The following is a 24,098-nucleotide window of genomic DNA, read 5'->3' as shown; positions in this document are numbered from 1 at the left end:
AAAAATAATATGAAAACAATCATGAAATCTGCTGCCGTACTTGTTGCGACAATGACAATCTCCTTGAATGCCTTTGCACAGGACACTAAAAAACCTGCCAGCCCTCCAGCTACTGCTATGGGAAAAATTAAAGATGCAACCATTACCATAGCCTATAGCAGTCCTTCAGTAAAGGGGCGTACAATCTGGGGTGGTTTAGAAGCTTATGATAAAGTTTGGCGTGCGGGTGCCAATGAAGCAACTACTTTCGAAACGGATAAAGACATTACTGTTCAGGGTAAAAAACTTCCTGCAGGTAAATACAGCTTTTTCTTAATCCCTAAACAAAGCGGAACCTGGACTGCGATTTTTAATAAAGAGCCAAAACAATGGGGTGCTTACAAATACGAGGAAGCAAAAGATGCTTTACGTGTTGATGTAAAAACAAAGGCTTTACCAGCAACGCAGGAAACTTTAGTGTATAAAATAAACAATAATGGATTTACAATGGATTGGGATAAAATCTCAGTTCCTGTAGAGATCAAATAAATTTGAATATCAGAAATTAAAATCCCGTTAATGCGGGATTTTTTTTATTGTATAAAAGATTATGATTGAGACAATTTCAGACTGTTTATTTCAGACAGGCTAAGCATTTCACACTTAAAATATTAAACACTAAATGTTGGATTGTAAAAGTTCGGTAAAGAAGTTTTTATGGCTAAAAAAGAGATGATTTAGTACATTTGAGCCAAATTAAGCACGAGCTAGTCACATAATTTTATTGTAAACTTTAAAAAAAATTAGAATTTTAAATAAATGGATATAGTGATAATAGAATGATATTAATATCTAATTCAAACTTCTATATTCATTAGGTGTAACACCTGTTCTTTGTTTAAAAAGACGAATAAAGTGCTGTGGATACTTAAATCCAAGTTCGTAAGCAATTTGTGCAATAGATTTATCCACATTGAAAACTCTTTCCTTGGCAACATCAATTATTTTATTCTGAATACATTCCTGCGCTGTTTTCCCTGTTTCTTTCTTGATGAGGTCCCCAAAATAGTTGGCTGAAAAATGTAATTCATCAGCGCAATAAGCTACAGATGGAAGACCAATAGTATTAGGTTTCTCAGATGAAAAATAGCTGTTTAGCAATTCTTCAAATTTTTCTAAAGTACCTTTATTGATATTTTCTCGGGTAATAAACTGGCGGTCATAAAAGCGATCACAGTGATTAAGAAAAAGTTCAATATTTGATGTGATGACTTTCTTGCTGTGTTTATCTATTGGGCGACTCAATTCAAATTGAATATCAGCAAACATTTCCAAAACCATTTGTTGTTCTTTTTTAGAAAGGTGTAACGCTTCGTTGGTTTGGTATCCGAAGAAACCATATTCAGAGATGCCCTTGCCTAAAGAAGTTCCCTTGATTAAATCCGGATGAAATACTAATCCATGGCCCAAGGGTTGGTATATATCAATTTTGTTTTCTACATCAACAACCTGTCCCGGAGAAACAAAAACCAATGTTCCTTCCTGATAGTCATAAGTTGCCCGACCATATTTAAGATCACCGCATTTTACATCTTTCAGAAAAATACAATACAGATTAAAATACATTTTAGAGCCTGTTCTTTTATGTGCTATTGAAAAATCTATTACACTTACCAAAGGATGAAGTGTCTCGTGATTATTAAATTGATTATAATCGTTTACTGTTTCAAAATAGAATGATTGGCTTATAACGATATCATATTGTAATGCAAATCTAAAGATAAAAATGACTGCTTTTTTACATTATAATACTGAACAGTAATATTGGTTACAAGTTCCGTAATCTATCTACCATTATTCATATTAATAGGTGAGAAATTTGCAGTAATAAATTGATTAACCAATTATTAGTTCTTTGAAAAGTGTTAACTAAAAATAGATAAAAAATGAAAAAAGTAATATTGAATAATGGCATAGAAATGCCGGTTTTAGGATTTGGAGTATTTCAGGTACCGGATCCAGCAGAATGTGAAAAAGCTGTTATTGATGCAATTGATACAGGATATTGTTTAATTGATACAGCAGCATCTTATGGAAACGAAAAGGCGGTAGGTATTGCCATTAAAAACAGTGGAGCTGCAAGAAAAGATTTATTTATCACCACAAAACTCTGGGTACAAGACACAGGATATGAAAAAACTTTGAAAGCTTTTGAAACATCATTGAAAAAACTTCAGTTGGATTATCTGGATCTATACCTTATTCATCAACCTTACGGAGATATTTTCGGTTCATGGAAAGCAATGCAGGAATTGTATGAGTTGGGAAAAGTAAGAGCTATTGGTGTTTCTAATTTCCATCCTGACAGGATTGCAGATTTGATTGCCAACAGTGGATTTACACCAGCAGTCAATCAAATCGAGACCCACCCTTTCCATCAACAGGTTGAAACACAAAAATTCCTAATTGAAAATAATGTACAGATAGAATCCTGGGGACCTTTCGCAGAAGGAAAGAATGATATTTTCAATAATAAAATTTTGAAAGGAATCGCTGAAAAATATAATAAATCTGTAGCACAAATAATCTTAAACTGGCTGACCAGTAGAAATGTTATTGTCATTCCAAAATCTGTAAGAAAAGAAAGAATGGCTGAAAACTTCAACATTTTTGATTTTGAACTTTCTTCTGAAGATATGGATGTTATAGCAACTTTAGACACTGAATTCAGCTTGTTTTTTGATCATAGAGACCCCAATATGGTTAAATGGCTAAGTGAAAGAAAATTGGACTTATAATCAAATTTCATCAGTAAAAATATGATCAAATGAATAGAAGAGATATTTTAAAAACAGCAGGTTTAGCAGCCATTGGAAGTGCATTGCTTCCTTTCGATTCCTTATTAAAAGCAAATACGAGTAATAATAAATTACCAGAAAATAATCAAAGTGGTCTTTTGTCAGGGCGTCGAAAATTAGGGAAATCATTGGAGGTTTCTGCCATAGGTTTGGGTGTTCAGAATATGAGCAGAACGTATCAAACTACCATTCCAAATCGTAAGGAAATGCACAATATTATTCAAAAAGCATTTGATAATGGGGTTACTTTATTTGATACGGCAGAGGCATATGGCCCATTTGAGTGCGAAAAGATTTTAGGAGAGGCAACTTCTTCCTTTCGAAATAAAATTGTTATTGAAACGAAATTTGGATGGAATATTGACCAGAAGAGTGGTGTGCGTATGTCTGGGTTAAACAGTAGGCCTGAACACATTAAACTCGTTGTTGAAGGAATGCTAAAACGACTTCGCACAGACCGAATTGATTTATTATATCAACACAGAGTTGACCCTGAAGTTCCAATCGAAGATGTTGTAGGAACGATACAGGATTTGATAAAGGATGAAAAGGTTTTACATTACGGATTGTCCGAACCAGGCGTTGAAACATTAAGACGAGCTCATAAAATTCATCCCGTAACAGCTATTCAAAATGAATATTCATTGTTGTGGAGAGGTCCCGAGCAGAAAATTCTGCCACTTTGTGAAGAGCTGGGTATTGGTTTTGTGGCTTGGAGTCCGCTTGGCGTTGGTTTTACAACAGGAGCAATAGATTCTAATACAAAATTTGCTCAAGGTGATATTCGTAGTAATGAAACTCGTTTTTCTTCTGAAAATATCACAAAAAATCTAGCAATGGTAGATGTATTGAAGAAGTGGGCTGAAAAGAAAAATGCCACACCGGGACAGATTTCGTTAGCTTGGCTGTTACATCAAAAGCCCTGGATTGTTCCTATTCCGGGAACTACACAAATGGCACATATGGTAGAAAACAGTTGTGCTGATAACATAAAATTCACAACAAATGAATTTAAGGAATTAAGCAATGAGCTTGATGCTATTAAAATCATCGGAGATAGATTACCACCTTTTGTGCAACAATTTTCCGATGTGGAAGCGCCTTTGAAAAAGAAATAAACTTGATAAAATAGAATTTGAAATAGATCTTTTAACAAAAAAAAGGCGCCACTTTAGTGACGCCTTGGGCTATTGGTGACCTCGACAGGATTCAAACCTGTAACCTTCTGAGCCGTAATCAGATGCGCTATTCAGTTGCGCCACGAGGCCTTGTGTTACCTTGTTGTTTAAAGGTTTGCAAATATAGCACTTTTTTCCGTTCTTTGAAAGATGAAACAAAGAATTTTACTTTTATTTACGGTTTTTGCGCTAACAGCTTGTAAAAGAGAATCAAAAATTTCGTCCTCAGATTGGACCAATATCTCTGCCCGCACCCAGTTTAAGGAACATGACGGTATCTTGGAACTGAAATCGGGAAATTTCACTTATAATTTTAAGCAAAATCAAACACCTTTTAAGAAAATAATCCTGCTGAATGCAAGTATGGCCGGATATATTTCAGAGCTTGGAGCAGAGAATGTAATCATAGGCGTTTCCAGTCCGGAGTATATTTATTCAGAGAAAATCCAGAATCTGCTGAAAGAAGGAAAAATTCAGAATGTAGGAAGCGAACAGAAATACGACGTGGAAAAGATCATTTCCATGAAGCCCGATGCTATTTTTACCAATCATATTGCCAGCTTTGATAATACATATGAACTTTTGAAAAACAATGGTATTCAGGTTGTATTTCTGGATGAATACATGGAGCAGAAGCCTTTGGAAAAAACAGCTTATATCAAACTTTTCGGAGAATTTTTAGGAAAAGAAAAAGAAGCAGAAGCTAAATATCAGGAAGTTGAGAAAAACTATAGCGAGCTAAAAAAACTGGCTTCCACAGCAAAAGAAAAACCAGTTGTTCTAGCCAACGAAATGTATGGAGATGTGTGGTATCTTCCTGGAGGAAATACTTCCGTTGCTCATTATATTTCTGATGCCAATGCGAATTATATCATGAAAGATAACAAAGATGAAAAAGCTTTGACAATGAGCTTTGAAGAAGTATATGCCAAAGCAGGAGGTGTTCAGTACTGGGTAAATGCAGGAAGCCATACTTCAAAAAAAGAAATGCTTGGGATGAATCCTTTCTATGGGAAGCTGGATGTATTTAATAAAGGAAAGATCTACACGATCGCAGGAAAAGAGAAGGTTAAAGCCAATGATTTCTTCGAAAGCGGTGTTGTAAGAGCAGATTTAATCCTTAAAGATTATATTAAGATCTTTCATCCTGAACTTTTGCCGGATTATCAGCTTACTTATATGAAAGAATTGCAGTAACTCGTACTATTTGCTTATTTTTGCCTTTCCTTTTTTAAAGTTATGTGGAAAAAAATTAAACAGCTTATCTTCATCATTCTTGTTCTGAATGTGGTTTTTATTATTTGGGGTAGATTCTTTAATCCACCGATTACCCTTACCCAGATAGGAGGACTTTTTGAATATGGAAAACTGCACAGAGATTATATTTCGTATGATGAAATGGGCTCTAATGTAAAAAAAGCCGTAATTGCTTCGGAAGATCAGAAATTCTTTGTTCATGATGGTTTCGATTATACAGCCATCGAGAAAGCAATGAAATATAATGAGAAAGGCAAAAAAATAAGAGGTGGAAGTACCATTTCCCAACAGACTGCAAAGAACATATTTCTTTGGCAGGGAAGGAGCTGGGTAAGAAAAGGGCTGGAGGCTGTCTATACTTTTATCATTGAAAAAGTATGGAGTAAAGATATTATCCTTGAAAGATATTTGAATTCCATTGAAATGGGACAGGGAGTATTCGGAGTGGAAGCTGCAGCACAATATTATTTTGGAAAATCATCCAAAGACCTAAGTGCTTCAGATGCAGCCTGGATTGCTGCTGTATTGCCTAATCCAAAGAAATATGATCCTAAAAATCCATCTCCTTATTTAAGAAAGAAACACAATTGGATCATGAGACAGATGAGGAATGTGAGTTTGAAATAGTATCTTTGTACTAATGAAATTCTTTAATTCCAGCACAAACTTTGAGTCAGTTCTTAAAAAATACTTTTCTTTTAAGAATGAAACCCTTTCTTTAGAACCCTTTGCAGAGTTTTTAGAGACGATCAAAGAGGCAGACTTCACAGATGTGCTCAATTTCTTCAGAAGCAATCCTAATTTTACTGAAAACTTTAAATATTACATTCACAATATTTTTAGAGGACGGCCTTTCAATCTTTCTCTGACGGAAGCTAATATTCTTTCAGAAAATGCCTTCTTTCCGGAACTTAAAAAAAGAATCCTGAATAAGGTTTTACCACCTGTTGAAAATGAAAAAACGGTGTGGTATATGATTGATAATGTCAGTCTGAGACCTCAAAAAGATCTTAAATATCTTCATAATCTTCCTGAGAATGAGATTAATGAATTCTTAAACATGCTTGGCGCTTCGGATTTTATTCTGAAACCTAATGTGAAAAAAGAGCTCATTTTTTCTATGAATATTCTTTCCTGGAGGGTTACAGGGATGGCTATGGAAGTGGAAGTGGTAAGAATGGCTCCTCAGTACAGGAATCTTGATAACCCGTTTCTTGCCCTGCAGAACGAGCTGGAAACATTAGCAGAAGATCTGGTAAAAGATCCTGAACTTCAGCTACACTCCAAAGACAGCAGATATAAGCAGATTAAGATTTATGCAGAACAATGTCAGGAATTTGTCAATATTGCTTTTAAAAATTCCGCTAAATATGGTATTTCTGGAAAGATTAATCAGTCTCTGTTAAAAATTCGCCAGCAGACCGAAAGAATATATGAGATTGTTCAGTTATTGGTCATTGATAATGAAGAGGATGTTCAGATAAAATCTAAACAGCTGATCTTTAATATTCTGAACTATAAATCTCATAAAAATAATATTTCAGACCTGATCAACGACAGTACCAGACTGATTTCACACCTTATCACCAATCATACTGCAGAAGCCGGAACTCATTATATTACTTCTACCCGAAAAGAATATATGACCATGTTCTACAAAGCGAGTGGTGGTGGAATCATTGTAGGGGCACTTTGTGTTCTGAAAATGCTCTACGGATATATCCCCGGAAGTGATTTTTCACATGCCTTTCTGTATTCGATGAACTATGCAATGGGATTTGTTATGATTTATCTGATGGGATTTACCTTGGCTACTAAACAGCCGGCAATGACTGCCGCTACGATGACAAAAGTATTATCCGAAGAAGGGAATGCCCAAAGAAATAATACGGAATTTGCTCATTTGGTTTCCAAATTATTCAGAAGTCAGTTCATTGCCTTTGTAGGAAATGTATTGCTTGCCTTTCCGATAGCACTTGCCATCATTTATGGGCTTGATGTGTTTTTCTCACAGAATCTTGCTGTAGAACGTTCTGATAAATTATTAAAAGATCTTGATCCTTTTAAATCAAAAGCTATTCTTCATGCCAGTATTGCTGGGTTTTATCTTTTTATTTCTGGAATTATCTCTGGAAATATCGGGAACAATTCCGTGTTTTATCAGATCCCGGAAAGAATTGCTAAAAACCTTTCTATCAGAAGCTTTTTCGGAAAGAAATTTGCAAAAGGACTTTCAAAATATTATGCTAAAAACTGGCCGGGGATCATTTCCAATTTCTGGTTTGGTGTCTTCCTTGGAGCGACAGCTCCGGTCGGAATGTTTTTTGGGCTGGATCTGGACATCAGACACATCACTTTTGCAGCGGGTAACTTTGCTTTAGGGCTGTATGGGAAAGATTTTTCAGTAGATTCCTATGCATTCTGGATGTCTTTTGTAACGGTTTTTCTGATCGGTTTCTTCAACTTCTTAGTAAGTTTCAGTTTGTCTATGTTCCTGGCATTCAGGTCAAGAAAAATGAATTTCGGACAGGTAAGTGAGATCTATAAAGAAATTTTCAGATACTTTACAAAGCATCCGCTGAAATTCTTCCTGCCATTAAGCTCAGGGCTCGATAAAAAAGCCGATGATTTGATGAGCAGTACCATTTCCAATAAATCAGAAGAACATTCATAATTAAAATAAAAAATGCTGCCATCGGGCAGCATTTTTCTATAGAAATCTTTTTTTTAAACACAATAAGGAAGTTCAGGGCATTCTGCAGGAAGCTGCTCCCAAAAACCACATTCATTCAAATTCTGACAGCTTAAGGCACAACATGTCATTCGGCCTGAACCTTGCACTTTTTTTAACGTTTCTCTTGATAATTTCTTTGATTTAAGTATCTTTTTCATAGTAAAAAATGGGTTATTAATGAGTATGAAAGATACGTATTAAACTCGATAGAATCAAAATAATTTCAATGATGGTGAATTATTTTATGTGAATTTGATCCCTTCATTCCTATAAAATCTGAAGGTCGCTGAATTTGTCTATTCCAAATTTATCCTGGAACTTTTTGAGATAAAAGCTTTTACGCATTTTAAAATCATGCTTCAGTAAAGGAGAATCAATTTTAATAATAATACATCCGTTTTCTATATTGACACTTCTGATTTCATTGAAAAGGCTTTCATCAAGATAATCCTCAAGGAAATCTTTAATGTCAAAAGCAATAAGTTTATGTTCAAAACCGTAGATTCTGGCAAAAGATTTTACCAGTTCAGAGGATTGATATTCGCGTTTTTTCTTCTTCATACTATTTTTTCTCTACATATTCAGTTGTTAGTCCCTTACTTTTAAAAAACTTTTGCAAACCAGGATAAAGATACTCACAAGTTTTGAAAGGATCTAGTATATTTCTGGGTGAAGATTCAATTCCTGAACATTCAAAACAAATTTCGAAATAAGCAAAAACTGTATCACTTTCATCATAGAATAAGATTGCATTTCTTGGAAAAAAACATCCGCTGGAGGAGACTGATTTAATATAATACTTGTCGCAGGTATTATAGATTACATCTGTCAGCTCAGAAATCTCGGACAAAGTTAAAGTTCTTGATTCCTGAATGCCGGCAAAGACAGAGTGGTCAACAGCTTCTCTTAATTCAAACTTTTTATTTTTTTTAATACTATCGTAATATTTTGTAAGCCTAATAGAGTCTTCCTTCGTTTTTGGAGGTGGAGGAGCAGGCATATAAGAATTGGCAGTACTTCTTTTTAAATTCAGCTTATAAGAAATGATTTTTACCTTAGTCGCTTTATTAAAAGGAAATGTGGCTACTCTCTTATGAAGTGGTGTGGGTTTAAAATCCTTTTTCAGATCACCCTCCTTAAAAGAATGATATTCCGTTAACAGATCCACAGGTCTTTTCTTTTTCTTCTGCCCGTAAGAAAATAGAAAAAGTACTGAAAATAACAAGATAAGAGTTTTTGATGTCATATCTCAAAAATTATACTTTCCTCATTAATCTTCTTCACCACACTTTCCGTTCGTTCTCTGTGAGTATCTGTAATGAAAATCTGACCAAAGCTTTCTTTATTTACCAGTTCTATCAATTGTGAAACTCTGGTATCATCAAGCTTATCAAAAATATCATCAAGCAAGAGGATAGGAGTCTTTTTGGTGAGTTCTTTTACAAGACTCATCTGAGCCAGTTTTAAAGAAATCAGGAAGGATTTTTGCTGTCCCTGAGAGCCTATTTTTTTGATTAAAACATGATCCATTTCAAAAAGAAGATCATCCTTATGAATTCCTTTTGAAGTGTAAGTGAGCATTCTGTCTCTTTCAAGGCTTTCTTTTAAAAGGTTTTCAAAAGAATCTTCCAGCAAATGAGATTCATAAATTACTGATACAGTTTCCTTTCCACCGGAAATAATCTGATAGAAATTCTGAACAATAGGGTTGAGTTGCTCTACAAACTCTTTTCTTTTCTTAAAAATTTTTGTCCCGAATCTGGTGATCGGATCATCATAGATTTCCAAAGAATCTTTGTCCCATGTTCTGTTTTTGGCAAAATATTTCAATAAAGCATTTCGCTGCTGAATTGTTTTCTGATACTGAATAAGATCATAGAGATATTCTGAATCCGTTTGAGAAATCATTGCATCCAGAAACTTACGTCTGCTTTCCCCGGAATCCGAAATAAGATTGGAATCATAAGGAGAAATCATAACACTTGGGAGATATCCGATATGATCCGCAAGCCTGTCATAGCTTTTATCATTCTTCCTGATCACCTTTTTGGCTTCCTTGGGCTGGGTAATTCTGATAATGTCTTCACTGTCTTCATTTTGAATCTCAGCATCAATGGTAAAAAAGTCTTCCTCTTGTTTAATGTTGTTGAGATCAGTATTTCCTAAAAAGCTTTTTCCTACCGATAAATAATGCAAAGCATCCAGAATATTGGTCTTCCCTGCACCGTTATTTCCCACAAAACAGTTGATCTGCGGGGAAAATTCAAATTTTTTCTCAGAATGGTTTTTGAAATTGTAGAGGGAAAGCTTCTTGATAATCATTCGTCAAAAATACTCCATTATTAGTAAAAATAAAAAAGGAAGTGCCGAACAAGTTTCTACCCCGAATGAGTAATAAGCGTCATCTCTTTTATTATCAGAGAAATAGATGAGAATATAAGTTACAATGCTAGCCATAAAAAAAGCAGTGGCATAGGATAAGTCAAGATAGAAGATCCCGATCATATTGCTGATGAAAACAAGGATGTAAGCAATGTATTTGGTGTTGTTCACACCTATCAGCATAGGAAAGGTTTTTACGGTATCACTGTTCATATCCCGAATATCAAAGGGAAGAACAAGAGCAGTAATGAAGAAGAAGCTGATCAGAAAAATAGGCATACTGAATTCCGGAAGGGTAAGCCAGCAATTCACCAGTGCCCACACCAGTCCTACATAGAAAACTTTCAGTAAAGGGATTTTCCGGATATAAACATCAAGGAAAAAACTGTTGTAAAGCAATCCCAACACTACAATAATGAACCATTTCAAAAGTCTTATTTCATTATGATTATGAATGATTAAAAAAGCACAGGCAATTCCCGCAATTGCATTGATAACCACTATTTTGAAGAAATGCTTGGTATATTGATATTTAGTATACAGATAACCACTGAAATAAGTGATGAAAATAAGTGCAAAAGTAGGGAAACGGAATGTGTTTTGCTCTTTCATGAAAAATACTGCAAAAAGAGTTCCCATAAGAGAGACATAAATCTGGCTGTCTATGACAGTTTTTTTCAGTATTTTTAAAATGTTCATTTATCAAAATTAATATATATGAAAAGATTTTCCAAGATTTTTCTGCTTTTGCTAATAATGCTAAGCTTTTCAAAGGTATCCGCACAGAAATATTACGATACCCAATGGAAAAAAGTGGCTGAAAACAGAACAAAAGGAGCTTATAAATCTAATCTTCCCATTATTTTAGACATACAAAAACAAGCCATGAAAGAAAATAATGCCTTCGAGCTGATCCGTTCTCTGAAAGCGGAATTCACTATTGTAAACCAAACTGTGGATGATGATCAGAACGATTCCGCCTCCCAATTTTTCAAAAGGCTTAAAGAGGCGGAAGGAAAAGTGAGCGGTGAAGGAAAGCTGGTATACAAAGTCTTACTGAATGGCTTTTTCATGGATTATTACAACCAGAATTCATGGAAAATAAACGGAAGAACCAATATCAATTCTCAGGATCTTTCACAGATTGAAACCTGGAGTAAACTTGATTTTAAGAATTATTTGACGAAAAATTTTCAGGAACTTGATCAGGAAAAGCCTGAGATGAAAAAGATTCCTCTGGAAAAGTATAAGAATATATTTTTCGGAACAGATGATATAGCCTATTTTCCAACCTTGTCTGATTGGTATGCAATCAAGAAAACAGCGTTTTTATCTGAGAACAATATTTTTACTAAAAATGAACTGACTGCAAATCGTAGAGCGATTAATGCCATCTATGATGAACTGATAGAACAGAACACGGGGAATGCAAAATTGTATTTCATGAAAGAGAAAATTACAGAAAACTGTAATTTCAATCAATGTAAAGATAAACTTCAGCAGCTTCAGAATCTTTTGAAATCTAATGTAGAGGGAGATTATAAAGTGATAATCATGGGAGATGTCATGGATGAGCTTACAAACCAGAAAAAAATTAAGGAAGCTCTTGCATTAGCTGCTCAGGCTAAAAGTGAATATCCTAAATCTCCTTTCCTGGAGAATATCAAAAGCAAAGAAGCTCAGATTGTCAATCCATATCTGACTCTCAAATATGAATCCCAGACGCAAAATAATCTGCCGGTTCATTTTGTTGCAGAATATAAAAATGTATCAGAATTCACACTGAATATTTATGAAGTGAAAGACGATTTCACGTCATTGCTTCAATACGTTCAGGACTCTTATTCCAATACCTTTGGAAAATTAAAGAAAAATCTGGTAAGGAAAGAAACATTCCAGCTTCCGGATCCTAAGGATTATCAGAATCATAAAACTTCTTTAGAGGTAAAACCGCTTCCTTCAGGAGCATATGTTGCGGAATTTACCGTTGCAGGAGCGGATATGAAAGATACAGATTCCAGACAGAATTTGTATTTTCTGGTTTCCGGAAACAGAATTATTTATCAGTCTAAAACAGACAGAAAACCTCTTGCAGACGAGTTGAAATTAGTAAATAGTGAAAATGGGAAACCTTTAGTGAATGAAGCTCTTAGATTTTATGAATTTGTTTCCAATAAGACACTAACTAAAATTGAAGGGACAACCAATGCTAACGGAGTATTTAAATTTCCTTCTTCTGAAAACAAAGACTATTACAGAACTTTCCTGATCCAGCAGCCTAAAACAAATGATTTCCAAATCATGCAGGTTTATGGAAACAGAGGCTATGCCGATGATTATAATCCTAATAAACAAACGCGTTCAACGGCTCAGATTTTTATTGACAGAGGAATCTACCGTCCTGGTCAGATTGTTTATTTTAAGGTGATCAACACAAGAATGAGTAAGGAGGTTGAATCAGTACTTTCGGGATTAAAGCAAAAAATCACGTTGTTGAATACCAATAGCGAAGAGGTGTCTTCGCAGGAATTCACCACCAATGAATTTGGTTCTTATCACGGAAGTTTCATTCTTCCGAAAGGAAAACTGAACGGTAACTTTTATCTGAGAATAGATGGTGAAAGCCAGGGGTATAAAAATTTCAGAGTAGAAGAATACAAGAGACCTAAGTTTGAAGTAACCTTTGATCCTGTAAAAGAGGAGTATAAATACGGTCAGACTATAGAACTAAAAGGGAAAGCTGTTATGTTCTCCGGTGTTCCGCTGACCAATACGACAGTGAATTATGAAATCAAAAAACAAAATATCAGATGGAGATACTTCAGCTGGTATCCACAGAATGATGATAATGAAAACTCTATTTTGGGTGAAGCAAAAACCAATGAAAAAGGAGAGTTTGTCATTCGTTTAGAACTTAAAAAAGATGAAAAGCTGGAAGGAATACAGATTGATAACTATGCGATCAATGCATCCGTTACAGACATCAATGGAGAAACACAGACCGCCAATACACAATTAAAGGTAGCTTCAGTTTCTCACTATATTCAGGCAGAAAACATCAGTACTATTTTCACAGATGAAAATGTAAAACTGAAGGTAGAAACCAAGAATTACAATGATCAGAACCTTAAAAAACCATATCAGGTTAAATTGTCTAAGCTGACAGCTCCGGATAGGATTTTCAGAGATAATTTCAAATCTGATGTTCAGAATCTGCCGAAATATTCAAAAGAAGAATTTATCAGCAAATTCCCGCACGATCTTTTCGATAAAAATGATGAGATCAAAAACTGGAAAACCGAAAAAGTAGTGGTTGAAAGACAGCAGCAGCCATCATCTGATAATGCTCAGCTTGACCTTGGAAAACTGGAAACAGGGGATTATCAGCTGGAACTTTTCAATATGGAAGGAAAAGATACCATCAAAACTTCTCAGTATTTCAGTGTTTGGGATAAAACATCTTTAAAACCAACTCAAAAAACATTCCTTACAGTCATTGCTCCGAAAGAAGAATTATCACGAGGAGAAAAGGCAAAAGTTTATGTTTACTCGGCAGTTCCTGATGCTTTGGTGAATGTTTTTGTTCAGGACGGATCTGGAAAAACGGTTTCAGAAGTTCATCAGATGAAAAAAGGAATATTAGAATACACTGCTGAAATTCCTAAAGATAAAAGCGTATCAGACCTGAACCTTCAGTTTCAGCTGGTAGCATTCAATGATGTGAAGACAGAATCTGTTTCTTTAAAAATAAAAGACACCGAAAAACCTTTAAAAATCGAAACAATAACCTTCAGAGATAAGCTTGAACCAAATGCAAAAGAAAAATGGACGGTAAAAGTAACCGGAAATGACAAAGAAAAGATCAATGCAGAAGTATTAGCCAATATGTATGATATGTCTCTGGATCAGTTTGCAGCAAACACATACAGTTGGAGAAAACTGTATACTCCATTTGTCATTGTTACTTCTTATGGGATCAAAAATTATTTGCAGCAGCAAAACTACCAGAAGAGATTGAGATATTTCGAGGACAGATCTATTGCAGTTCCTCAGTTCAACTGGTTTGATGGAGATCTGTTTTATTCGATTTCAAAAGAAACCGTTTTATTAGGGTATAGCAATCAGGAAGGAGTGAAAACTCCGGCTTATGCACCACCACCATCGCCAATTGCAGGACAAGCAAAGGGTATAAGAAGAAAAGCAATTGCAGAAGATAAAATATCAATATCACAGAATGTGGTACCCGAAGCAATGGCTTCTAATGCAGACGGTGTTTTAGATCATGATGATGTAGCAAAAGAGCTGGACAAAGTAGCTGTCCGTAAAAACCTGAATGAAACCGCATTCTTCTATCCTGATTTAAAAACAGATGCTGAAGGAAATGTAAGCTTCGAGTTCACTTCTCCGGAAGCACTGACAAAATGGAAACTGATGTTCCTTGCACATACCAAAGATGCAAGAGCTGCTACTTTGGAAAAAGAAGTGGTAACCCAGAAAGAATTCTCGGTAACGCCAAACTATCCGAGATTCCTGAGAGAAGGAGATGAACTGAATCTGCAGTCGAAACTGTCAAACCTTACCGATAAAAAACTGAATGGTTCTGCCGAATTACAGATTCTGGATGCCTTTACCAATGAAAATATATCTTCAAAATTCGGAATCACTTCAGGAGTACAAAACTTCAATCTGAATGAAAATGGAAGTAGTGCATTAACATGGAAATTAAAAGTTCCGGACAATGTTTCCTCAATTATTTTCAAAGTGGTTGCAAAAGCAGGAGTGTATTCTGATGGAGAACAACAGGCTGTTGCTGTATTACCCAACAGAATGCTGGTGACTGATGCCGTTCCGGTTTTTGTAAAAGAGGGAGAAACCAAAACATTTGTCTTGGATAACCTTAAAAACAATACATCTGCAACAGCTTCTAATGTTTCCAATACGTTAGAACTGACAACCAATCCGATCTGGGAAATCATGTTTGCCCTTCCAAGTCTGAAAAATGATCAGAATAACTCTGCGGATGTAATCTTTAATAAATGGTTTGCGGATGTGTTGGCGTCAGAAATATTCAAAGCCAATCCGAAAATGAAAACGGTTTTTGAAGAATATCAGAACAAAGGATTATTGAATTCAAATCTTGAAAAAAATCAGGAATTGAAGCAATTGTTACTGGAAGAAACTCCTTGGGTATTGGAAAGTAAAAATGAGGGTGAACAGATGCAGAAACTGGCATTACTATTTGATGCCAATACGATGAAAAACTCAATCAATCAGGATTGGGATGATTTCAAAAAACTGCAGAATCCTGACGGTGGATTCTCGTGGTATCCGGGTTATCCAAGTTCTTACGGAACATCATTGTATATTCTGAAAAACTTAGGGAAAATCAATTCATGGTTAAAAGATAATGTGAAAGATTATCAAAGCTCAGAACAGAAAACGATGGTAGCCAAACTGATTCAGTATGTAGACAACGAGGTTAATAAATATTTTGATGTGAAGAAAGGGGATGTTTGGAACAATTGGGCTATGGATTATTTGGATACCAGAAACTATTGGGAACAGCAATATTCTTTAAAAGGAAAAGGTGCTACCCTGAAAACATTGGTAAAACAAAAAGCCAAAACAGCTAAAATTACAGACTTTACATTCTTCGGACTTCACCGTGCCGCATTATTGATGAACGATTATGGTCTGAAAGACGTTTCTGCGAAGTTGATGACCTACCTTAAAGAAACTTCCACAAATACCAAAACGCAAGGTGTCTATTGGAAACAAAACTTGAATGATTGGGGATGGTTCGGTTCAAAAGTAGTAAACCATGCCGGAGCACTGGAAGCATTCAATAAGTTGCAATCTAACGATCAAAACTTTATTGAAGATGTGAAAATCTGGCTGGTAACCCAAAAAGAAGTCAATTCATGGGGAAGCTCAAGAGGTACTGCAGAAGTGATCTTCACTATTTTGAATTCAGGAAAATCATGGACAGGAGCAGAAAGTGATAAAGCAACAATCGTTTGGGGCGGAAAAGAATTGGCTCCTCAGACACAGGCTACAGGCTATGTGAAATCAACATTGAAACCAGAGGCTGTAGATAAAAACTTAGCAACCGTAACGGTTACAAAACCTGGTCCGGGAATTGTTCAGGGAGGTTTGTTCTGGCAATATTATGAAGATCTGGATAAAATCAAATCTTCTGAAAATTATATTTCTGTAACGAAAGAACTTTATAAAAAAGTGAAAACGGTGAACGGAGAAGAACTTCAGAAAATCTCAACCGAAACACCGTTGAAAGTAGGAGACAAGGTAACGGTAAGAATGATTCTGAACACAGACAGAGCTATGGAGTTTATTCATATTAAAGATATGCGTGCTGCAGGGTTTGAACCTACAGATGTTTTATCCGGATATCAATGGAAAAATAACCTTGGATATTATCAGTCGACAAAAGATGCTTCTACCAACTTCTATATTCAATATATGCCGAAAGGAAAATATGTCTTTGAATATGATGTGGTTGCCAATGCATCCGGTAAATTCTCCAACGGAATTACAACGATGCAGAATTATTACGCCCCGCAGATGAATGCTCATACAAAAGGAAATAACGTAACAATTTCAGAGTAATTGATAAATATAAAAAACTGTAGTAATTTTTACTGCAGTTTTTTGTTTAAAGACTCAAATGAACAGATTAAAATAAAAAAAAATCAAACAATTGTTTAATTTTGGAATGGTTTTTGGAATTAAGATAGTAGCAATTAAAAAAATTATTAAAAGATGAAATTTTCTAAAACTTTAATCACAGGATTAGTATTAATGGCTGGAATAAATGCTTTCGCACAAAAGAAAGCAGAAAAGTTTGAAAAACTACAGATTGAAATGTTCCCAAAAGCAAAAGAAGGATATAAGCAAGTATATATTCAGCTTCCCGTAGCAAAAAATGAAAACGATTTAAAAGTTGAGCTTTTTGTAGGCGCTGAGAAAATGGTAGACTGTAACAATTATTTCTTAATGGGAGAAATGAAAACTCAGGATCTTCAGGGATGGGGATACAACTATTATGAAGTAGAATCCAAAGGAGAAACAGCCGGAACATTGATGGGATGCCCTGGCCAGAAACAGACTAAGAAGTTTGTTACTCTAAAACCCGAAACGGTAAGATACAACAGTAAACTTCCATTGGTATTTTATGTGCCAAAAGACATTGAAGTTCGTTACAGAATTTTACGCCCCGATGCTAATATGAAAAAAGCAGTTCAAAGATAGATCAGCTTATTATCGTAATAAAATAGAAGGCTCCTCACAGTGATGTGGGGAGCTTTTGTTTTTAATTGATAGTATCTCTCACAGATTTTGCTGATTGAGCAGATAATTATTCCCAAAGTATATCCACCTAGTCTGTCATTCCGTAGGAATCCAGTCTCCAAAATTCAGAATAGAAATAAAGATAATATGCACGATTTTATTCAATAGGAACGGGCTTTAGCCCGTTTGATAAAATGATTTAATTCCTTTGGCTTTAGCCAAAACATAAACTCATGAGCGACTTGATAACAATAAATAAGTATTTCATTTTTTACAAATTTTGCTGATCGTACAAATCGTTTTTTCAAAATCATATCCACTGAGCAGGAATCCAAATTTTAAAGTTTAGAATAAAATACTACAGATTATTTTTCTGGAATAATGCTCTTAAATCCTTTTATTTCCTGATAAAAATGCTTTATAAGTAGTATGAAAAAAGTAGAGTTAAATATTTTTTCAAAAATTTTTAAGTTTTAATTAACATTTAAACACTTCGGGCAAAACAGTATTTTATAAGGTTTTAAACTTAAACATATTTTAAACTTACTTTAAATTCACCATATTGTAGAATTATCTTTAAGTATTTTATCTTTTTTTGCATTATATTTGTTATAAACATAAACCATGAAAAACAATTTATTGATTTTTACGTTTAGTTTTTTTGCTTTCCCTGCTTTTGGCTGGGCACAGTCTGCACCGGATTTTAAAGAACTTCTGGATAGTGCTATGGTTCGGGATTCGAACCTCAAAATGCAGATTACCCAAAACAAACTTACCGATCTTGACGAACATAAACTGAAAGACATCTTTCTTCCAACCCTGGAATTGAGTGGTAAGGCAGGCTATCTCAACGGAACAGCAAGACTGACGTCACCGGAATTCAATCTGGCTCCCTTTATCAATATTCCGGAGGGGGCTTTCAACAACAATTTTAACGTATCAGGTTTTTCAGGTATTGCCAAGGCAGATGCCAAAATGCTTCTGTATTCAGGAGGAAAGGTCAAGTACATGAAAAAAGCGGTGGAAGAAAAGAAAAAGTCTGAAGATATCCTTCTGGAGAAAACAAAAGATGAAGTCATTGCCACTATTTCTAAAGCGTACGATCAGCTTGCTTTGATTCATCAGTCTAAAAAAGTACTGGATGAAAGTAAAAAAAGACTTGATATCAACAGAAAAACAGCTGACAAAGCTCTTGGCTACGGTTTGATTACGCCTTACGATCATAAGAAAATCGAATTGGCTCAGGCAACCTTAGATGCCAAAATGGTAGAATATGAAGGAAAAAAAGAACTGCTTCTTACCCAGCTTTATATCTTGACAGGAATCCAAAGAGAAAGGCTCAGAATGATTGATCCTGTATTATCTCCTGTAGAATTGCTGGCTGCAGAAAAAGGAATAGAACAGAGAGCAGAAATCCGGGCTCTGGAACATGGAATCAGTGCGGCAGATTATAAAATAAAAGCAGAAAGAACGTGGATGATCCCTAAAGTACAGCTGATGGCTTCCGCCTATTATATCGGTTTGTATGGTAACAGAATAAAATCCTCAGAAAACGTGATTCCGGCAGTTCCGATATTGGGATACGAAGGAAAAAAACTGGACTGGAGACCTAATAATATCAATGTATTTCCGTTGATCACTGCTGGAGTAGGCTTTAAATGGGAGATTTTCGATGGTAAAGAAGGAAAACACGCAGAAGAAACCGCCAAAGTAGGGAAAGAAGTATTGCAGAATCAGAAAGAAGATGCCCTGAAAAAACTGACATTGAATCTGGCCAATAATCAAACCAATTATGATATTGCTTCTGCACAGATTACCCTGAAAGCCAAAGAAAAAGAACTCGCAAAAAATGCATTGGTACAGGCAGAAAAAGAGTTCAGATACGGAATGAGTAAATCTTCACAGCTGATTGATGCAGAAAACGATCTTGAAGCCTCAGAACTGGAGTATCAGAATGCTATTTTCAACCAGAGAAGAGCGGGAATAGAACTGATGAGGTCTACCCAGGAGCTGGATATCACCAAATTTTATTTAATCCCTTAAAAATTTAAATGATGCATAAAAATATATCTATACTCTTCGCTGCTCTGTTTTTGTTGGGGAGCTGTGACAAAAAAAATGAAAAAATTAAAGAACCTGAAGGAAAAACTAAAAAAGATGTGATCTCTTTCGCTCCTAAAGTTACCGGAAGGATTATTAAAATATATGTTTCCGAAGGTCAGACCGTGAAAAAAGGAGATACTCTGGCTCAGCTTGATGTGCCGGAGGTTTCCGCGAAAATTGCACAGGCACAAGGAGCAGTAAGCGCAGCTTCGGCTCAGGAACAAATGGCTAAAAACGGAGCTACAACCGATCAGCTGAGACAACTTCAGGCTAAATATAAAGGTCTTAAAGAACAATATGAATTTGCCCAGAAATCTTACAAAAGAGCCAATAATATGTTCCGCGACAGCCTAATGTCTCCACAGGCTCATGACGAAATCTATGCAAAACTGCAAGGCGCAAAAGCTCAGTATGATGCTGTGGTAGCAGAACTGGATGACGTAAACAGAGGAACCCGTGTTGAAAAAATAGAAATGGCGGCAGGGCAGGCTTCACAGGCCAAAGGAGCTTTACAGGAAGCTAATGTAGCCTATTCTGAAAGATATATCATCGCCACCAACGACATGGAAATAGAAACCATCAGTTTAAATACGGGTGAATTGGCTACCGCTGGTTTTGCTTTGTTTAACGGATATATTCCGGAAAGTACGTATTTCAGATTTACCATTCCGGAAAGTGCCATTTCAAAATACAAAAAAGGGCAGGAGGTGACCATGCAGGTTGTGTATAACAAAGAAAACCTGACAGGAAATATCGTATATATCAAACAGCTTACAAAATATGCAGATATCACGACAGCTTACCCTGACTATCAGCTGCAGGATGCGATCTACGAGATCAAAGTAAAACCCAAAGACATGGATAAGGCTAAAAGTATTTTAGTCAATGCCAACGTAATCCTGAAATAAATTGAAAAGAAGGGATGGAGCTTGTATTGAGCTTCATTTTGTTCTTCAACACATAAAAATATACAGATGAAAGAATTTTTCCGTCTTTTGAAACGTGAGTTCAAACTTTTTATTGGCAATTCTACCTTAAGAACAGTGTTCTTTTTGGCACCGGTTTTCTATGCGACTTTGCTGGGGTTTGTCTACAAAAGCGGAAAAGTTGAAAATACGCCCGTATTGGTGGTCGATAGGGATAATACACCTTTGTCCAACCAATTGACGGAAATGCTGGATGATAATAAAAGCATCAAAATTATCAGATATCTGCAGGAACCTCTGAGTATCAAAGATGAGGTGATCAGACACGAAGCTGCAGCAGTGGTAATTATTCCATCAAGATTTGAAGGAGATATGCTTCAGAAAAAATATCCTGAACTGAATGTTTATATCAATACAGGAAATGTTTTAACGGCCAATTTTGCTTCCAAAGCACTTCAGCTCACCATAGGAACATTTTCTGCCGGAGCCTCCATCAAAGCCCTTCAAAAAGCAGGAATGCCCGCTGCAAAGGCTGCTACACAATATGAGCCTTTCAAAGCCAATTATATTACCCTTTTCAATACTACCGGAAACTACCTTATCTTTATGTGGCCTGCAATGCTGGCAGTGGTATTACAACAGGTAATTTTATTAGCAATGGCGGTAAGTTTTGCGGCCGAATTTGAAAGAGGTTCTTTTGTGAAAGAATACCTGAAAATGAAAAAATGGGCTTTCCCAACCATGCTGATAAAAGTGATCCCAATCTGGGTATTTTCTATTCTCATTGTAGGTATTTACTACTTTATGCATATGATCTTCAGAGTTCCAATGCCTGAAGGAATTCTTAATTTTATTCTTTTGACGGCAGTTTTTGTAGGGTCAGCTTCATTTTTGGGAGTCTTTATCAGTATTCTGATTCCGGATGCTTTGAAGGCTACACAAATCCTGATGGTTATTGCATCCCCGGCATTCATTATCAGTGGTTTTACATGGCCTTTGAATGCAATGCCTGCTTTTGTTCAGTTTATCGCGAATATTATCCCGTTAACTCCTTTCTTGCAGGCTTTCAAAATCTTATTGATTCAAAAAGGTTCGGTGGAACTTACTTTTCCTTATCTGAAACATTTAAGCATTCTTTTAGTAGTATACGCCATTATAGGCTGGATTGCTTTAAAGATCAAACTCTGGTTTATTTTCAAAAAATCTACACCACAGGAAATCGAGGTTGAGAATACTTCTCTGGAGGAAGGCGAGTAGTTTTTGAGTTACTTGTTAATTTGTTGCTGGTTACTGGTTTTTTCGTTTCTAGTTGTTAGTTGCTGGTTTCTAGTTTCCGGATGGTTGGTTATTGGTTATGAGTAATTATATTAAATCATTCAAAATAATAACAACAAAAAATAAGTCCAAAAGGTAAACCATATCATCTTAAGCTCCATATTCTCAAACCCCGAAACTCGCATCATGCATCCCAGTATTATTTCTCAATCTTCATCCTTACAATTAATCACATTTCCGCAACTAGCAACCCATAACTAGCAACCAATAACCCGGTAACTCGAATACCGTACCCATACCCCTCAATTTTTTCACTCAACAATAAAATCAAACAAAAAAACTGATATATTTGTCTGCAGTAAAATAGAAATTATATGGAAAATGTATTTGATGCAAAAGATGCTCAAAACTATATTGATAGAATCAACAGATTGGTAGAAGATACTCATGGTTTGTGGGGGAAAATGACAGTAGACCAAATGCTGGCACACTGTTCTATTACCTATGAAATGATCTACGAACCGGAAAAGCACAAAAAGCCGGGAGCCATTGCAAAATTTATATTAAAAACTTTCGTAAAACCTAAAGTAGTGGGAGAAAAAGCATATCCAAGAGATTCTCCTACAGCGCCACAGTTTTTGATAACCACCAGAAAGAATTTTCATGAAGAAAAAACAAGACTGATAGGGTTTATTCAAAAGACACAGCAGTTGGGTGCAGATGCTTTCGATGGTAAAGAATCTTTTTCTTTCGGAAAACTAAATTCTCAGGAGTGGAATAATATGTTTGCCAAACATCTGAACCACCATCTGGCACAATTTGGCGTTTAAAAATCACACAATATGAAAAAACTTTTATTACTTCTCATTCTTGCTGCCAATTTTGTGTTGGGGCAGATGCCGGATATCTCAAATACATGGCTGAACAATAGTAAACCTTACATAGGAACTATTGGAAACAAAGGCCAGGAACTGAAGCTGAAGATTAATATTTCTGAACAAAATAAAAAGAATGATCAGGAATATTTCGTTTCAGGATATTCTCTTGTGGATACCAGCTATGCCAAATTTGAAGGGAAGATTACCATTTCAAAATATAAAGATTCCAAGAAGCAGGGAACCGTGTTTGGAGAATATGAACTGGCAGAAGAAAATAAAGGAAAACATTCCGGACTTTTTAAAGGAAAGTTTGTTTATAACTTCAAATGGAATAAAAAAACAGAAAAGATTGAAGGACAGTATATCGAACTTATAGGCGACTGGAAAAGTTATGATGGAACGATAAACTTTAAGACCCATTTAAAAAACCAATAAGCATGCTGAGAAGAATATTGGCGGTATTGGCTGGGATTATTGTGGGTTCTCTCTGTATTACCGGGGTAGAAAATATAGGACATTATCTGTATCCTCCTCCTGCAGAAGCAGGGGCCGGAGATATGAATGCGCTGAAAGTCTACGTAAGTGAAGCTCCTTTTATGGCTCTGTTTTTTATCATTCTGGCGTATGCTTTGGCAGCAGTTGCTTCCGGGTTTACAGCTTCAAAAATTTCAAATAACGGGAAATATACCGCAGCCGTAATCTGTGGAGCTATTTTTTTACTGATGACCATTTATATGATGGCTTCCCTTCCTACTCCAATTTGGTTCTGGATTTTAGGAATCCTTGTTTGGGGATTGGTTTTCGCAGGACATAAACTCGCTTTAAAAACAAATAAAATATGAAATTAGGAGCTTTTTCAATCAGTTTAAGTGTAAAAGATCTTCAGAAATCCAAAGACTTTTATGAGAAACTTGGGTTTACAACCATGGCAGGAACTGCAGAAAGCAATTATCTGATCATGAAAAATGGATCTACATTAATAGGCCTTTTTCAGGCAATGTTTGATGGAAATATGCTTACTTTCAATCCTGGATGGGACGAAAATGCACAGAATCTTGAATCTTTTGACGATGTGCGTGAAATTCAGAGAAAATTAAAAGAAAGTGGAATAGAAATTGGAAAAGAAGCTGATGAAAACACTTCAGGACCGGAACATATCTACCTTAAGGATCCAGATGGAAATATGATTCTTATAGATCAACACAGATAATATTAAAACA

The 24,098-nt window shown here is 35.6% G+C and carries 21 protein-coding genes and 1 tRNA gene; 15 read left to right on the top strand and 7 right to left on the bottom strand.

Annotated features, from left to right (window positions below):
* Positions 1–9: 9 nt before the first annotated feature.
* On the top strand, positions 10–528 hold the full coding sequence (locus tag LKL37_RS08995; protein WP_431610215.1) for a DUF2911 domain-containing protein: 519 nt from the start codon (positions 10–12) through the stop codon (positions 526–528).
* Positions 529–831: 303 nt separating this feature from the next.
* Here LKL37_RS08995 and LKL37_RS08990 read toward each other — a convergent pair whose 3' ends face one another.
* Positions 832–1,728: a helix-turn-helix domain-containing protein gene (locus LKL37_RS08990; RefSeq protein WP_431610447.1), complete on the bottom strand. Its 897-nt coding sequence runs from the start codon at positions 1,726–1,728 to the stop codon at positions 832–834.
* 197 nt (positions 1,729–1,925) lie between these two features.
* Here LKL37_RS08990 and LKL37_RS08985 point away from each other — a divergent pair, with 197 nt between their 5' ends.
* Positions 1,926–2,777, top strand: coding sequence for an aldo/keto reductase (locus tag LKL37_RS08985; protein ID WP_431610214.1), 852 nt, complete (start codon positions 1,926–1,928; stop codon positions 2,775–2,777).
* A 29-nt stretch (positions 2,778–2,806) separates the two neighbouring features.
* Positions 2,807–3,955, top strand: a complete 1,149-nt coding sequence (locus LKL37_RS08980; RefSeq protein ID WP_431610213.1) for an aldo/keto reductase — start codon at positions 2,807–2,809, stop codon at positions 3,953–3,955.
* 73 nt (positions 3,956–4,028) lie between these two features.
* Here the strand turns inward: LKL37_RS08980 and LKL37_RS08975 are convergent.
* Positions 4,029–4,105: transfer RNA gene (locus LKL37_RS08975), tRNA-Arg, on the bottom strand.
* A gap of 60 nt (positions 4,106–4,165) precedes the next feature.
* Here LKL37_RS08975 and LKL37_RS08970 point away from each other — a divergent pair.
* From LKL37_RS08970 to LKL37_RS08960, 3 genes are read left to right on the top strand one after another with little or no spacing between them, the layout of a single operon-like run.
* Entirely contained in the window at positions 4,166–5,212 is a 1,047-nt protein-coding gene (locus tag LKL37_RS08970) for an ABC transporter substrate-binding protein (protein ID WP_431610212.1), read from the top strand.
* 42 nt (positions 5,213–5,254) lie between these two features.
* Entirely contained in the window at positions 5,255–5,899 is a 645-nt protein-coding gene (gene mtgA, locus LKL37_RS08965; protein WP_431610211.1) for a monofunctional biosynthetic peptidoglycan transglycosylase, read from the top strand.
* A gap of 13 nt (positions 5,900–5,912) precedes the next feature.
* Positions 5,913–7,946 (top strand): recombinase, encoded by a 2,034-nt coding sequence (locus tag LKL37_RS08960; RefSeq protein WP_431610210.1) that lies wholly within the window; start codon positions 5,913–5,915, stop codon positions 7,944–7,946.
* 53 nt (positions 7,947–7,999) lie between these two features.
* Here the strand turns inward: LKL37_RS08960 and LKL37_RS08955 are convergent, their stop codons facing one another.
* From LKL37_RS08955 to LKL37_RS08935, 5 genes are all read right to left on the bottom strand, one after another.
* Positions 8,000–8,164, bottom strand: coding sequence for a hypothetical protein (locus LKL37_RS08955; protein ID WP_431610208.1), 165 nt, complete (start codon positions 8,162–8,164; stop codon positions 8,000–8,002).
* A gap of 109 nt (positions 8,165–8,273) precedes the next feature.
* Positions 8,274–8,567, bottom strand: a complete 294-nt coding sequence (locus LKL37_RS08950; RefSeq protein ID WP_431610207.1) for a hypothetical protein — start codon at positions 8,565–8,567, stop codon at positions 8,274–8,276.
* 1 nt (position 8,568) lies between these two features.
* A complete protein-coding gene (locus LKL37_RS08945) occupies positions 8,569–9,231 on the bottom strand; it encodes a hypothetical protein (RefSeq protein ID WP_431610206.1) in 663 nt (220 codons plus the stop codon).
* A 17-nt stretch (positions 9,232–9,248) separates the two neighbouring features.
* A complete protein-coding gene (gene recF / locus LKL37_RS08940; RefSeq protein ID WP_431610205.1) occupies positions 9,249–10,328 on the bottom strand; it encodes a DNA replication/repair protein RecF in 1,080 nt (359 codons plus the stop codon).
* 3 nt (positions 10,329–10,331) lie between these two features.
* Positions 10,332–11,087, bottom strand: a complete 756-nt coding sequence (locus LKL37_RS08935; RefSeq protein WP_431610204.1) for a hypothetical protein — start codon at positions 11,085–11,087, stop codon at positions 10,332–10,334.
* 18 nt (positions 11,088–11,105) lie between these two features.
* Here LKL37_RS08935 and LKL37_RS08930 point away from each other — a divergent pair, with 18 nt between their 5' ends.
* From LKL37_RS08930 to LKL37_RS08890, 9 genes are all read left to right on the top strand, one after another.
* Positions 11,106–17,015 (top strand): alpha-2-macroglobulin family protein, encoded by a 5,910-nt coding sequence (locus tag LKL37_RS08930; RefSeq protein ID WP_431610203.1) that lies wholly within the window; start codon positions 11,106–11,108, stop codon positions 17,013–17,015.
* 153 nt (positions 17,016–17,168) lie between these two features.
* Positions 17,169–17,657 (top strand): serine protease inhibitor ecotin, encoded by a 489-nt coding sequence (gene eco, locus LKL37_RS08925; protein ID WP_431610202.1) that lies wholly within the window; start codon positions 17,169–17,171, stop codon positions 17,655–17,657.
* 663 nt (positions 17,658–18,320) lie between these two features.
* Positions 18,321–19,739 (top strand): TolC family protein, encoded by a 1,419-nt coding sequence (locus LKL37_RS08920; protein ID WP_431610201.1) that lies wholly within the window; start codon positions 18,321–18,323, stop codon positions 19,737–19,739.
* Positions 19,740–19,750: 11 nt separating this feature from the next.
* Positions 19,751–20,707, top strand: a complete 957-nt coding sequence (locus LKL37_RS08915) for an HlyD family secretion protein (RefSeq protein WP_431610199.1) — start codon at positions 19,751–19,753, stop codon at positions 20,705–20,707.
* Positions 20,708–20,773: 66 nt separating this feature from the next.
* Positions 20,774–21,982: an ABC transporter permease gene (locus LKL37_RS08910; RefSeq protein WP_431610198.1), complete on the top strand. Its 1,209-nt coding sequence runs from the start codon at positions 20,774–20,776 to the stop codon at positions 21,980–21,982.
* A 392-nt stretch (positions 21,983–22,374) separates the two neighbouring features.
* Positions 22,375–22,830, top strand: a complete 456-nt coding sequence (locus tag LKL37_RS08905; protein WP_105680689.1) for a DUF1569 domain-containing protein — start codon at positions 22,375–22,377, stop codon at positions 22,828–22,830.
* Positions 22,831–22,842: 12 nt separating this feature from the next.
* Positions 22,843–23,313, top strand: coding sequence for a hypothetical protein (locus LKL37_RS08900; RefSeq protein ID WP_431610197.1), 471 nt, complete (start codon positions 22,843–22,845; stop codon positions 23,311–23,313).
* Positions 23,314–23,315: 2 nt separating this feature from the next.
* Entirely contained in the window at positions 23,316–23,720 is a 405-nt protein-coding gene (locus LKL37_RS08895) for a hypothetical protein (RefSeq protein WP_431610196.1), read from the top strand.
* Positions 23,717–24,088, top strand: a complete 372-nt coding sequence (locus LKL37_RS08890; RefSeq protein WP_431610195.1) for a VOC family protein — start codon at positions 23,717–23,719, stop codon at positions 24,086–24,088. Before LKL37_RS08895 ends, LKL37_RS08890 begins: the two co-directional genes overlap by 4 nt.
* The last annotated feature ends 10 nt before the right edge of the window (positions 24,089–24,098 follow it).

Source organism: Chryseobacterium sp. 'Rf worker isolate 10', assembly GCF_050753305.1.
GTDB lineage: Bacteria > Bacteroidota > Bacteroidia > Flavobacteriales > Weeksellaceae > Chryseobacterium.
This window is presented reverse-complemented; position numbering and strand designations above follow the sequence as displayed.

Bases quoted from the DNA above. Each gene is read 5' to 3' on its own strand.
- LKL37_RS08910 (WP_431610198.1), top strand. From the start codon at position 20,774: ATGAAAGAATTTTTCCGTCTTTTGAAACGTGAGTTCAAACTTTTTATT.
- LKL37_RS08915 (WP_431610199.1), top strand. From the start codon at position 19,751: ATGCATAAAAATATATCTATACTCTTCGCTGCTCTGTTTTTGTTGGGG.
- LKL37_RS08890 (WP_431610195.1), top strand. From the start codon at position 23,717: ATGAAATTAGGAGCTTTTTCAATCAGTTTAAGTGTAAAAGATCTTCAG.
- eco (WP_431610202.1), top strand. From the start codon at position 17,169: ATGAAATTTTCTAAAACTTTAATCACAGGATTAGTATTAATGGCTGGA.
- LKL37_RS08955 (WP_431610208.1), bottom strand. From the start codon at position 8,164: ATGAAAAAGATACTTAAATCAAAGAAATTATCAAGAGAAACGTTAAAA.
- LKL37_RS08950 (WP_431610207.1), bottom strand. From the start codon at position 8,567: ATGAAGAAGAAAAAACGCGAATATCAATCCTCTGAACTGGTAAAATCT.
- LKL37_RS08985 (WP_431610214.1), top strand. From the start codon at position 1,926: ATGAAAAAAGTAATATTGAATAATGGCATAGAAATGCCGGTTTTAGGA.
- LKL37_RS08970 (WP_431610212.1), top strand. From the start codon at position 4,166: ATGAAACAAAGAATTTTACTTTTATTTACGGTTTTTGCGCTAACAGCT.
- LKL37_RS08930 (WP_431610203.1), top strand. From the start codon at position 11,106: ATGAAAAGATTTTCCAAGATTTTTCTGCTTTTGCTAATAATGCTAAGC.
- LKL37_RS08895 (WP_431610196.1), top strand. From the start codon at position 23,316: ATGCTGAGAAGAATATTGGCGGTATTGGCTGGGATTATTGTGGGTTCT.
- LKL37_RS08905 (WP_105680689.1), top strand. From the start codon at position 22,375: ATGGAAAATGTATTTGATGCAAAAGATGCTCAAAACTATATTGATAGA.
- LKL37_RS08935 (WP_431610204.1), bottom strand. From the start codon at position 11,087: ATGAACATTTTAAAAATACTGAAAAAAACTGTCATAGACAGCCAGATT.
- mtgA (WP_431610211.1), top strand. From the start codon at position 5,255: ATGTGGAAAAAAATTAAACAGCTTATCTTCATCATTCTTGTTCTGAAT.
- recF (WP_431610205.1), bottom strand. From the start codon at position 10,328: ATGATTATCAAGAAGCTTTCCCTCTACAATTTCAAAAACCATTCTGAG.
- LKL37_RS08900 (WP_431610197.1), top strand. From the start codon at position 22,843: ATGAAAAAACTTTTATTACTTCTCATTCTTGCTGCCAATTTTGTGTTG.
- LKL37_RS08920 (WP_431610201.1), top strand. From the start codon at position 18,321: ATGAAAAACAATTTATTGATTTTTACGTTTAGTTTTTTTGCTTTCCCT.
- LKL37_RS08960 (WP_431610210.1), top strand. From the start codon at position 5,913: ATGAAATTCTTTAATTCCAGCACAAACTTTGAGTCAGTTCTTAAAAAA.
- LKL37_RS08995 (WP_431610215.1), top strand. From the start codon at position 10: ATGAAAACAATCATGAAATCTGCTGCCGTACTTGTTGCGACAATGACA.
- LKL37_RS08980 (WP_431610213.1), top strand. From the start codon at position 2,807: ATGAATAGAAGAGATATTTTAAAAACAGCAGGTTTAGCAGCCATTGGA.